This window comes from Tritonibacter horizontis (assembly GCF_001518015.1).
Classification (GTDB): domain Bacteria; phylum Pseudomonadota; class Alphaproteobacteria; order Rhodobacterales; family Rhodobacteraceae; genus Epibacterium; species Epibacterium horizontis.
The window spans coordinates 1-12,056 of sequence record NZ_LPUY01000017.1 but is presented as its reverse complement, the minus strand read 5'-3'; the positions used below and the strand labels follow the sequence as shown (position 1 = coordinate 12,056).

Here is a 12,056-nt window from a genome sequence, read left to right as displayed (position 1 = left end):
TCAGGTTTGGCAGGCTCAGATTTGGTTGATCCCGGACTTGCCTGCCCCGGACCCGCCTGCCCAACACGCGCTGGTCCAACATGCGCTGGTCCAAGCCTCGCAGGTCCAGAATAGGGACCGCCCGGAGCCAAGCTCTGGTCGATCCCCGGTCAGGCTCGGCTCTGGGTGCGGTCTGGGGCCCGACCGCTTCCGGTCTGGGGCCCGTCTGCTTCCGGTCTGGTCCCGTCTGCTTCCGGTCATATTCAAGGGCCCATGAAAATGATTCGTTGCCCCACTTGACAGGGCCCGCCCCGCACCCGACGGGCGCGGGCCCCTCGCCTCGCCGGTCAGGCCGACCCTCAAAGCCGCTGAATTCATACGCTTTTTCAAACCACATAGGCTGCGGCCCGGGATGTGCTGCATTGCAGAACACTTGCGCGCCGGGGCCGAACGTCTTAGGCATCGGTTCAGAAATCAACCGGACCGGAGAGATTATCCCATGGCACGACCCAAAATCGCCCTTATCGGCGCAGGTCAGATCGGTGGCACCCTCGCGCATCTTGTAGCCCTCAAGGAACTTGGCGACGTCGTTTTGTTCGACATTGCCGAAGGCACCCCTGAAGGCAAGGCGCTGGACATTGCCGAATCCGGTCCGTCAGAAGGCTTTGACGCAAGCCTCAAAGGCACCCAGGATTATGCCGATATCGCAGGCGCAGATGTCTGCATCGTCACCGCCGGCGTGCCGCGCAAACCCGGCATGAGCCGCGATGACCTGCTGGGCATCAACCTCAAGGTGATGAAATCCGTCGGCGAAGGCATCCGCGACAACGCCCCCGACGCCTTTGTCATCTGCATCACCAACCCGCTCGACGCGATGGTCTGGGCGCTGCGCGAATTCTCCGGCCTGCCGCATGAAAAAGTCTGCGGCATGGCAGGGGTTCTGGACTCCGCACGCTTCCGCCACTTCCTGGCCGAGGAATTCAAGGTCTCCATGAAGGACGTCACCGCATTCGTGCTGGGCGGCCATGGCGACACCATGGTGCCATCGGTGCGGTATTCCACCGTGGCCGGCATCCCGCTGCCCGATCTGGTCGAGATGGGCTGGACCACCCAGGACAAGCTCGACGCGATCGTGCAGCGCACCCGTGATGGCGGCGCCGAGATCGTTGGCCTGCTGAAAACCGGTTCTGCCTTCTACGCCCCGGCGACCTCGGCGATCGAGATGGCCGAAGCCTTCCTGAAAGACCAGAAACGCGTCCTGCCCTGCGCGGCCTATGTGGACGGGGCCCTCGGCCTGAACGGCATGTATGTCGGTGTGCCAACCGTGATCGGCGCCGGCGGCGTGGAGCGTGTGGTCGACATCAAGCTGAACGCCGAAGAACAGACCATGTTCGACGCGTCGGTCAAAGCGGTTCAGGGCCTGGTCGAAGCCTGCAAAGGCATCGACAGCTCGCTGGCGTAAGCCCAAGCTGACATTCTGTGATCTCGAAAGGCGCTCCTGTTGGAGCGCCTTTTTTGTGTCCGCCTCGCCAGATCTGGCCCCCCAGCGCAAACAGGGCGCAAATCCATGTCATAAAACTGTTTCACATTCGTCACAAAAGGCGGCGTGGAATCACATAACCTTTGTGATGCGAAGGGGGCCAACAGCGCCTTTCTAGAGAGGACAGCGGACGGTATTGCATCCTCTTGCTACGAAGCGCGGGTCTACCGCAGCCAAAATTCCTGTTCATCTTCAATCCGGTAGGAGGATCCTATGACCGACATTTTGTCGTCTGCCCCCCTGTGGGCAAAGACCCTGATCATGGTGGGAACGGCTGTCGCAGTACTGATCGTATTGATGGGCGGCGGTGCCATCAATGTGACGCGCGCGCAGGCCCGACGGTCGACCCAGAAAGAGGTCCGCGTGCGCATTTCCTGGTATGGCCTGCGGCGCCTGATGCCGCTCGGCAAACGGCCGCACAAACCGGAAACCGAGGTCAAACCACCGGCCGAATAACGCCGCCGACGGGCGCCCCAGCAGGCCCATCGGGGCGCCCGCACTCCGCCTCATGTGCTGTAAACCCAATGCTTGCCAAACGGGAATTCGCTGACAACGGACAGCGCGAATCGCAGCATTTTAGTCGTTTTCAATATGTGATCACACGCCACAAACCCGTGATCACAAATGCACAAAAACTCCATCATTTAGCGCTCACGCGGCAGAAAACCCTTTAACCTCCTGTTTGATCAAGGCGTATTAGAAAGGGACAAATGTAGCCAGACGGGACAGTTTCTCATGAACATCCACGAATATCAGGCCAAGGCCCTCCTTCGCAGCTATGGTGCGCCGGTTTCCGACGGGCGGGTTGTGCTGAAAGCAGACGAGGCCAAAACCGCCGCAGGGGAGCTTGACGGCCCGCTCTGGGTTGTAAAGGCCCAAATCCACGCAGGGGGCCGCGGCAAAGGGTCCTTTACCGAAGCCGATGCCGGTGAAAAAGGTGGTGTGCGCCTGACCAAATCGGTCGAAGAGGCCGCCCAGGAAGCCAAGAAGATGCTCGGCCGCACCCTGGTCACGCATCAGACCGGCCCGGCGGGCAAACAGGTCAACCGGATCTATATCGAAGCCGGGTCCGGCATCCAGACAGAGCTGTACCTGGCGCTGCTGGTCGATCGCGTCACTTCGCGCGTGTCGTTTGTCTGCTCCACCGAGGGCGGCATGGACATCGAAGAGGTCGCAGCAGAGACCCCGGAGAAGATCCTGTCCTTCTCTGTTGATCCGGCCACCGGCTATCAGCCCTACCACGGCCGCCGCGTTGCGTTCTCGCTCGGCCTCGAGGGCGCGCAGATCAAACAATGCGTCAAACTGATGGGTCAGCTTTACCAAGCCTTCACCGAGAAGGACATGGAGATGCTGGAGATCAACCCGCTGATCGTCGCGGACGACGGCAACCTCAAGGTGCTGGACGCCAAGGTCGGGTTTGACGGCAACGCGATCTACCGCCACGCCGATATCGCCGAACTGCGCGACACCTCGGAAGAGGACCCCAAGGAACTGGAAGCCTCCAAATACGACCTGAACTACATCACGCTTGATGGTGAGATCGGCTGTATGGTGAACGGTGCGGGTCTGGCGATGGCCACCATGGACATCATCAAACTCTACGGCGCGGAGCCTGCAAACTTCCTCGACGTGGGTGGCGGCGCCACCAAGGAGAAAGTGACCGAGGCCTTCAAGATCATCACCTCTGACCCCAACGTCAAAGGCATCCTGGTGAACATCTTCGGCGGCATCATGCGCTGCGACGTCATCGCCGAGGGCGTGATCGCCGCGGTGAAGGAAGTCGGCCTGAAGGTTCCGCTGGTTGTGCGCCTTGAGGGCACCAACGTCGAGAAGGGCAAGGAGATCATCGCGAATTCCGGCCTGAACGTGATCGCGGCGGATGACCTGTCCGACGGTGCCCAGAAGATCGTGAAAGCGGTCAAGGGCTAAGCGGGATGCGTTGGCTTAAACTTTCATGTGTTGCTGTCGCCTTGGGCGCTGCTCTTCCCGCGCATGCGGATGCTCCGGGAGGGCAGAAGGTGACCCTGAAGATGGCGGGGCAACTCTACGGAAGTATTTGCCAAAACGCCTACCCTAACGTGAAGGCTGCAATCGCAACGGCCGAAGCCAACAGCTTCGTACTCGACCAAGCGACTGGCCTTCACGAGCACCCCAAATTCGCGATCCATCTGCGCATCAATTCCAAGGTCTGCAGTGCGCGCTTCGTGGCCCGTAAGGGGCGCGACGAATTGCCTGGCGCGGAATTTGCGGAATCGACAGCAGAGATGATCAAACCCGGCGCCAAGCCGGGGAACCCCGAAATCAAAAGTGCTCGTCTGAATTCGAATACATTCGACGTAGCCGTCGTACGATCCAGATAGCACAGAAGGAACCAATAAAATGGCAGTCCTCATCGACGAAAACACCAAAGTCATCTGTCAGGGCCTCACCGGCTCGCAGGGCACCTTCCACTCAGAACAGGCCATCGCCTATGGCACCAAGATGGTTGGCGGCGTGACCCCCGGCAAGGGTGGGCAAACCCACCTGGACCTGCCGGTCTTCAACTCCGTGCATGAAGCCAAGCATGTGACCGAAGCCAATGCGTCGGTCATCTACGTGCCGCCGCCCTTTGCCGCCGATTCCATCCTGGAGGCGATCGACGCCGAGATGGAACTGATCGTCTGCATCACCGAAGGCATTCCGGTGCTGGACATGATGAAGGTCAAGCGGGCGCTGGAAGGCTCCAAATCGCGCCTGATCGGCCCCAACTGCCCCGGCGTGATCACCCCCGATGCCTGCAAGATCGGCATCATGCCCGGCCACATCCACAAGCGTGGCTCGGTCGGTGTTGTGTCCCGGTCCGGCACCCTGACCTATGAGGCGGTGAAGCAGACCTCCGACATCGGTCTTGGCCAGTCCACCGCTGTCGGGATCGGCGGCGACCCGATCAAGGGCACCGAGCATATCGACGTGCTGGACATGTTCCTCGACGATCCGGAAACCCAGTCGATCATCATGATCGGCGAGATCGGCGGCTCTGCCGAGGAAGAAGCGGCGGAATTCATCGCCGAGCAGAAGAAAAAAGGCCGCTGGAAGCCAATCGCTGGTTTCATCGCCGGCCGCACGGCGCCTCCGGGCCGCCGCATGGGTCACGCGGGCGCGATTGTCGCCGGTGGCAAAGGCGGTGCCGAGGACAAGATCGAAGCGATGAAAGCCGCAGGCATCGTCGTTGCCGACAGCCCGGCCACCCTCGGCGAAGCGGTTCAGGCCGCCATCGCGAAGGGCTGATGCCACAGCGACCCAAGACAACGCTCGGGTCGGTCAGAACCTTGCGGGGTGGGCGTTTTGCGCCCGCCCCCGGACACCCTATGGATGCTGTTGCCGATGCGGCCGAATGGCCGCCTTCGCCGCAGGATCCGCCACTGTATTGAAACGAAACATTTCGCCCTTTTCGGGCTTTCAGTCCTAGGCGACGGGGCTGATTGCTTACGGTCCAAACGCACAAGAGGCACCCCCCCATGACCGACCAAAGCCCCAACGACACTTTTCATGCGTCCTCCTTCATGCAGGGGCATAACGCGGAATACCTGGAGCAGCTTTACGCCCAGTATGCCAATGATCCCAATGCGGTCGATGCCGCCTGGGCGGAATTTTTCCGCGCCATGGGCGATGCCGATCAGGATGTGAAGAACGAGGCCGCCGGGCCGTCCTGGGCGCGCGCCGACTGGCCGCCCGCCCCCGAGGATGATCTGACCTGTGCGTTGACGGGCGAATGGCCCGCCCCGGTGGAAACCAAGGCGGCCGGCAAGAAGATCAAGGAAAAGGCCGCTGAGAAGGGCGTTGCGGTTTCCAACGACCAGATCCAGCGCGCGGTTCTGGACTCGATCCGTGCGATCATGCTGATCCGCGCCTACCGTATTCGCGGCCACCTGGCGGCGGATCTGGACCCGCTGGGCATGCGCTCTGCCGCGTCGCACCCGGAGCTGGACCCAAAGAGCTATGGCTTCAACGACAGCGACATGGATCGCCCGATCTTCATCGACAACGTTCTGGGGCTGCAGGTGGCGTCGATGCGCCAGATCGTGGACATTGTCAAACGCACCTATTGCGGCACTTTCGCGCTGCAATACATGCATATTTCCGACCCCGAGCAATCCGCCTGGCTGAAGGAACGGATCGAAGGCTACGACAAGGAAATCCGCTTTACCCGCGAGGGGCGCAAGGCGATCCTGAACAAGATGGTCGAGGCCGAGGGCTTTGAAAAGTTCCTGCATGTCAAATACATGGGCACCAAGCGGTTTGGCCTGGACGGCGGCGAAAGCCTGATCCCTGCGATGGAGCAGATCATCAAGCGGGGCGGCAACCTCGGCATCAAGGATATCGTCATCGGCATGCCCCACCGGGGCCGTCTGTCGGTCCTGGCGAATGTGATGCAAAAGCCCTACAAGGCGATCTTCAACGAATTCCAGGGCGGCAGCTTCAAACCCGAGGACGTCGATGGGTCCGGCGATGTGAAATACCACCTCGGGGCGTCGTCGGACCGGGAGTTTGACGGCAACAAGGTGCACCTCAGCCTGACCGCCAACCCCTCTCACCTGGAGGCGGTGAACCCGGTTGTGCTCGGCAAGGTCCGCGCCAAGCAGGACCAGATGAACGATTCCGACCGGACCACGGTTCTGCCGATCCTGCTGCATGGCGACGCGGCCTTTGCCGGCCAGGGCGTGGTAGCGGAATGTTTCGCGCTGTCAGGTCTGCGCGGCCACCGGGCCGGGGGCACCATGCATATCGTCGTGAACAACCAGATCGGCTTTACCACGGCGCCGCATTTCTCGCGCTCTTCGCCCTATCCCACCGACAACGCGCTGGTGGTCGAGGCACCGATTTTCCACGTCAACGGCGACGACCCGGAGGCGGTGGTGCATGCCGCCAAGGTGGCCACCGAATTCCGCCAGAAATTCCACAAGGATGTGGTGCTGGACATCTTCTGCTACCGCCGGTTTGGTCACAACGAAGGCGACGAGCCGATGTTCACCAACCCGTTGATGTACAAGAAGATCAAGGGCCACAAGACGACGCTGTCGCTCTATACCGAACGTCTGGTCAAGGACGGGCTGATCCCCGAGGGCGAGATCGAGGACATGAAGGCGGCCTTCCAGGCCCGGCTCAACGAGGAATTCGAAGCGGGCAAAAGCTTTAAGCCCAACAAGGCCGACTGGCTGGACGGGCGCTGGTCGCACCTCGATAAGCAAAAAGAGGACTATCAGCGCGGCGAAACCGCCATCAAGCCCAAAACCATGGACAGCGTCGGGCGCGGCCTGACAACGCTGCCCGAGGGCTATCCGGTGCACAAGACCATCGGGCGTTTCCTGGATGCGCGCAAAAAGATGTTTGAGACCGGCGAAGGGTTTGACTGGGCCACCGGCGAGGCGCTGGCCTTTGGCTCCCTGCTGACCGAGGGCTATCCGGTTCGCCTGTCCGGGCAGGACAGCACGCGGGGCACCTTCTCGCAGCGCCACTCCGGCATCGTGAACCAGGAAACCGAAGAGCGCTACTATCCGCTCAACAACATCCGCAAGGGACAGGCGCAATACGAAGTCATCGATTCCGCCCTGTCGGAATATGCGGTTCTCGGGTTTGAATATGGCTACTCGCTGGCGGAACCCAACGCGCTGACCCTGTGGGAAGCGCAGTTTGGCGACTTTGCCAATGGCGCGCAGATCATGTTCGACCAGTTCATTTCCTCGGGCGAGAGCAAATGGCTGCGGATGTCGGGCCTTGTCTGCCTGCTGCCGCATGGGTTTGAGGGCCAGGGGCCGGAGCACTCCTCCGCCCGTCTGGAGAGGTTCCTGCAGATGTGCGGCCAGGACAACTGGATCGTCGCCAACTGCACCACGCCGGCGAACTATTTCCACATCCTGCGTCGCCAGATCCACCGCACCTTCCGCAAACCTCTGGTGCTGATGACGCCGAAATCGCTGCTGCGTCACAAGCTGGCGGTCTCCAAGGCGCATGAGTTCACCACCGGGTCGTCCTTTCACCGGGTGCTGTGGGATGATGCGGAAACCGGCGCGTCGGACACCAAACTGGTCGCCGACAAGAAGATCAAGCGCGTCGTGCTGTGTTCGGGCAAGGTCTACTACGACCTGCTGGAAGAACGCGACGCCCGCGGCATCGACGATGTCTACATCATGCGGATCGAGCAATATTACCCCTTCCCGGCGATCAGCCTGGTGAAGGAGCTTGAGCGGTTCAAGGATGCCGACATGGTCTGGTGCCAGGAAGAACCCAAGAACCAGGGCCCCTGGACCTTTATCGAACCCAATATCGAATGGGTCCTGACCCGGATCAAAGCCAAGCACACCCGTCCGACCTATGTCGGTCGCGCCACATCGGCCTCGCCCGCGACGGGTCTGGCCAGTGAACATAAAGCCCAACAAGCGGCGCTCGTCGACGAAGCGCTGAGCATCTGAGGAAGATTGAGATCATGACCACCGAAGTGCGCGTGCCCACCCTGGGCGAATCTGTCACCGAAGCAACGGTTGCCACCTGGTTCAAGAAGGCCGGCGATCCCGTGGCCCAGGACGAGATGCTCTGTGAGCTGGAAACCGACAAGGTGACCGTCGAGGTCCCCGCCCCGGCCTCTGGCACCCTGGCCGAGATTGTCGCGAACGAAGGCGACACCGTCGGCGTCGATGCGCTGCTGGCCAATATCGCCGAAGCCGGCGAAGCAGGCCCCGAGACGCCCGAGCCGAAGACCAGCGCAGAAGACGCCCCCGCCAAGGGCGACAGCGCCGCCGCCTCTGTCGATGTGATGGTGCCCACCCTGGGCGAAAGCGTCACCGAGGCGACCGTTTCCACCTGGTTCAAGAAGGTCGGCGACACGGTCGCGCAGGACGAAATGCTCTGTGAGCTGGAAACCGACAAGGTTTCGGTCGAAGTGCCAAGCCCCGCCGCCGGCGTTCTGGCCGAGATCACCGCCCCAGAGGGCGCAACCGTGGATGCCAGCGCCAAACTCGGCGTGATCTCTGGCGGTGAGGCGTCGGCAGCGGCGGCCCCGGCCACAGCGCCAGCCGCAGCTGCGGCTCCGGCCGCCGCGTCCAAGGACGTCGCCAATGCGCCATCGGCGGAAAAGGCGATGGCCGAAGCCGGGCTGGACGCCGCCAACGTCAAAGGCACAGGCCGCGACGGGCGCATCATGAAAGAAGACGTCGCAAGCGCAATCGCGGCTGCGAAATCAGCACCTGCCGCCGCCTCGGCCCCCGCCGCGCCACGCGCGCCCGTGGCCGCAGATGACGCTGCCCGCGAGGAACGGGTGAAGATGACCCGTCTGCGTCAGACCATCGCCCGGCGTCTGAAGGACAGCCAGAACACCGCCGCAATGCTGACCACCTACAACGAGGTCGACATGACCGAGGTGATGGCCCTGCGCAACGAGTACAAGGACCTGTTCCTGAAGAAGCATGGCGTCAAACTGGGCTTCATGTCCTTCTTCACCAAGGCATGCTGCCACGCGCTGCGCGAGGTCCCCGAGGTCAACGCCGAAATCGACGGCACCGACATCGTCTACAAGAACTTCGTCCACATGGGCATCGCCGCGGGCACGCCCACGGGCCTGGTGGTTCCGGTCATCCGCGACGCCGATGCGATGTCCTTTGCCGACATCGAAAAAGCAATTGCCGAGAAAGGCGCGCGCGCCCGTGACGGCAAGCTGTCGATGGCGGAAATGCAAGGCGGCACCTTCACCATCTCCAACGGGGGTGTCTATGGCTCGCTGATGTCCTCACCGATCCTGAACCCGCCGCAGTCCGGTATCCTGGGCATGCACAAGATCCAGGACCGTCCGATGGCGATCAACGGCAAGGTGGAAATCCGCCCGATGATGTATCTGGCGCTGTCCTATGACCACCGGATCGTCGACGGCAAAGGCGCTGTGACCTTCCTCGTGCGCGTCAAAGAAGCGCTGGAAGATCCCCGCCGGTTGCTGATGGATCTGTAAGCTTGGCATTAATTGCAGCCAACGACTATGAGGATCTACCCAATGAGCCAATTGCTCGTTGGCTGCAATTACGTGATCTATTGGAAAGGCGCCTATTAGACTCTCAAGACTACGAAAGCGGGCTGCCAGTTTGGGCAATGCTGGAATATTCCCACGTCCTGAGCGTAACGGCCCAAGCCATCCGGCCGGAAACGCTCTCTGCTATTTCCGTAGGCAACGCTCTAGACGAGTTCGATGAGTTCCGAGCGAAAGCGGCGGCGTTGGCAGCGCAACTATCATTTCAGCCTCGTAAGTCTGGGCAGGCCGATGTGCTTCCAGTTTCATCTGCGGTGCGAGGTCGGCTTATTTCTGAAGTAGATCGCTTAACCGACATCGTTCGCCAGTCTGAGTTAGCCGATCATCGCAAAGAGAAAGTCTTTTCTCTTCTGAAAAGACTACGTTCAGAAGTCGAAGCGGAAAAACTCGACTACAACAATACACTTAAAGCAATCTCTTTATGTGCAGCGGCGCTCGTCGGGACGACTTCGTTCCTTGCGGATGCGCCGCACGCAATTGCAACCATAGCGCAACTCATCGGCTTGCAAGAAGAAGCTCACCAGGAAAAGCTGCAAATATTAGCCCTTCCTAGCGAGCCCGCAGTGCCAAAGCTTCCGCCACCTCCTCAAAAGCGCCTCCCACCGCCAAGTGTTGACTGAAAAAATGACCCCTGAACTCACCGCCCTCACCCTCGCCGCGCTCCTGCAGGTTTTCCAGATCGCCCTGATGGCGGTGCCGGCCAACCTGGAACTCGGCCAGGGCAAGACCCTCAGCCCGCGCGACCGCGACCGGCTAGGCGGCGATCTGCAGGATCAGGTCTCCAGACGCACCGCGCGGCTCTACCGGGCGATGAACAACCACTTCGAAGGTCTCATCCTCTTCACCGTCGCCTGCGTCACTGTCACCCTGACCGACAGCAGCGCGCCCTTTACCACCGCCTGCGCCTATGCCTACCTCGCCGCGCGGCTGGCCTATATCCCCGCCTACGCCTTTGGCTGGGTGCCCTGGCGCAGCTTCATCTGGGCCGTCGGCTACCTCGCCACCGCCCTGATGCTGATCGCGGCACTGCTATGACCCTTCATCTTTTCTCAAATACCTCGGGGGAGGCCCGCAGGGCCGGGGGCAGCGCCCCTCTGTCAGCCTCTCCACCAACCCAACATTAAGGAGCACATGACCCATGGCATCCTATGACGTCATCATCATCGGCGCAGGCCCCGGCGGCTATGTCAGCGCCATCCGCTGCGCCCAGCTGGGCCTCAAGACCGCCATCGTCGAAGGCCGCGAGACCCTTGGCGGCACCTGTCTCAACGTCGGCTGCATCCCCTCCAAGGCGCTGTTGCACGCGACCCATATGCTGCACGAAGCAGAACACAATTTTGGCGCCATGGGCCTCAAGGGGAAATCTCCTTCGGTCGACTGGAACCAGATGAAATCCTACAAGGATGAGGTCATCGGCCAGAACACCGGCGGCGTTGAATTCCTCATGAAGAAGAACAAGATCGACTGGCTCAAGGGCTGGGCCTCGATCCCCGAGGCGGGCAAGGTCAAGGTCGGCGACGACACCCATGAGGCCAAGAATATCGTCATCGCCTCCGGCTCCGTGCCCTCCGCCCTGCCGGGTGTTGAGGTCGACAACGACAGCGGCATCGTGGTGGACAGCACCGGCGCACTGGCGCTGCCGAAGGTGCCCAAGAAAATGGTGGTGATCGGCGCCGGCGTTATCGGGCTTGAGCTTGGCTCGGTCTATGCCCGCCTCGGCACCGAGGTCACCGTGGTCGAATATATGGACGCAGTCTGCCCCGGCATGGACAAGGACGTCCAGCGTGGCTTCAAGCGGATCCTGGAAAAGCAGGGCCTCACCTTTATCATGGGGGCCGCCGTCCAGGGCGTCGAGACCACCAAAACCAAGGGCAAGGTCAAATACCAGCTCAAGAAGGGCGGCGACGAAGAAACCCTCGACGCCGATGTGGTGCTGGTTGCCACCGGGCGCAAACCCTATGCGGAGGGCCTCGGCCTTGATGCGCTGGGGGTCAAGATGACCGAACGCGGCCAGATCGCCACCGACGGCCACTGGGCCACCAACGTCCAGGGCATCTACGCCATCGGCGACGTCATCGAGGGGCCGATGCTGGCCCATAAGGCCGAAGACGAAGGCATGGCCGTCGCCGAGGTGATCGCGGGCAAACATGGCCACGTGAACTACGGCGTCATTCCTGGCGTCGTCTACACCACGCCCGAGGTGGCCACCGTCGGCCAGACCGAAGACGCGCTGAAGGCCGAGGGCCGCAAGGTCAAGGTCGGCAAGTTCAACTTCATGGGCAACGCCCGCGCCAAGGCGGTGCATCAGGCCGAGGGTGGTTTCGTCAAGCTGATCACCGATGCCGAGACCGACCGGGTGCTGGGCGCAGCCATCATCGGCCCCGGCGCCGGCGATCTGATCCACGAGATCTGCGTGGCGATGGAATTCGGCGCCTCCGCCGAGGACATCGCCCTGACCTGCCACGCGCATCCGACCTATTCCGAGGC

The 12,056-nt window shown here is 61.6% G+C and carries 10 protein-coding genes; all 10 read left to right on the top strand.

The window, feature by feature from the left end:
* Positions 1 to 478 precede the first annotated feature (478 nt).
* Complete coding sequence (mdh, locus tag TRIHO_RS03425) at positions 479 to 1,441, top strand: malate dehydrogenase (protein ID WP_068240435.1); 963 nt, start codon at positions 479 to 481, stop codon at positions 1,439 to 1,441.
* 291 nt (positions 1,442 to 1,732) lie between these two features.
* Entirely contained in the window at positions 1,733 to 1,975 is a 243-nt protein-coding gene (locus TRIHO_RS03420; protein ID WP_068240433.1) for a hypothetical protein, read from the top strand.
* Positions 1,976 to 2,254: 279 nt separating this feature from the next.
* Positions 2,255 to 3,448 carry an ADP-forming succinate--CoA ligase subunit beta gene (sucC, locus tag TRIHO_RS03415; RefSeq protein ID WP_068240431.1) on the top strand — a complete coding sequence of 398 codons (1,194 nt, stop codon included), beginning with the start codon at positions 2,255 to 2,257 and terminating at the stop codon, positions 3,446 to 3,448.
* A gap of 89 nt (positions 3,449 to 3,537) precedes the next feature.
* Positions 3,538 to 3,879: a hypothetical protein gene (locus TRIHO_RS03410; RefSeq protein ID WP_131811170.1), complete on the top strand. Its 342-nt coding sequence runs from the start codon at positions 3,538 to 3,540 to the stop codon at positions 3,877 to 3,879.
* Between the two features lie 19 nt (positions 3,880 to 3,898).
* On the top strand, positions 3,899 to 4,786 hold the full coding sequence (sucD, locus tag TRIHO_RS03405) for a succinate--CoA ligase subunit alpha (RefSeq protein WP_068240428.1): 888 nt from the start codon (positions 3,899 to 3,901) through the stop codon (positions 4,784 to 4,786).
* Between the two features lie 230 nt (positions 4,787 to 5,016).
* Positions 5,017 to 7,968, top strand: a complete 2,952-nt coding sequence (locus tag TRIHO_RS03400; protein ID WP_068240426.1) for a 2-oxoglutarate dehydrogenase E1 component — start codon at positions 5,017 to 5,019, stop codon at positions 7,966 to 7,968.
* A 14-nt stretch (positions 7,969 to 7,982) separates the two neighbouring features.
* The gene (gene odhB / locus TRIHO_RS03395; RefSeq protein WP_068240424.1) at positions 7,983 to 9,494 is read left to right on the top strand and encodes a 2-oxoglutarate dehydrogenase complex dihydrolipoyllysine-residue succinyltransferase; all 1,512 of its coding nucleotides are present in this window, start codon (positions 7,983 to 7,985) and stop codon (positions 9,492 to 9,494) included.
* 2 nt (positions 9,495 to 9,496) lie between these two features.
* Positions 9,497 to 10,189, top strand: a complete 693-nt coding sequence (locus tag TRIHO_RS23640) for a hypothetical protein (RefSeq protein ID WP_131811169.1) — start codon at positions 9,497 to 9,499, stop codon at positions 10,187 to 10,189.
* 4 nt (positions 10,190 to 10,193) lie between these two features.
* The gene (locus TRIHO_RS03390) at positions 10,194 to 10,604 is read left to right on the top strand and encodes an MAPEG family protein (RefSeq protein ID WP_068240422.1); all 411 of its coding nucleotides are present in this window, start codon (positions 10,194 to 10,196) and stop codon (positions 10,602 to 10,604) included.
* A 103-nt stretch (positions 10,605 to 10,707) separates the two neighbouring features.
* Positions 10,708 to 12,056: dihydrolipoyl dehydrogenase (gene lpdA, locus TRIHO_RS03385; protein WP_068240420.1), on the top strand; the 1,349-nt coding region annotated here is incomplete at its 3' end.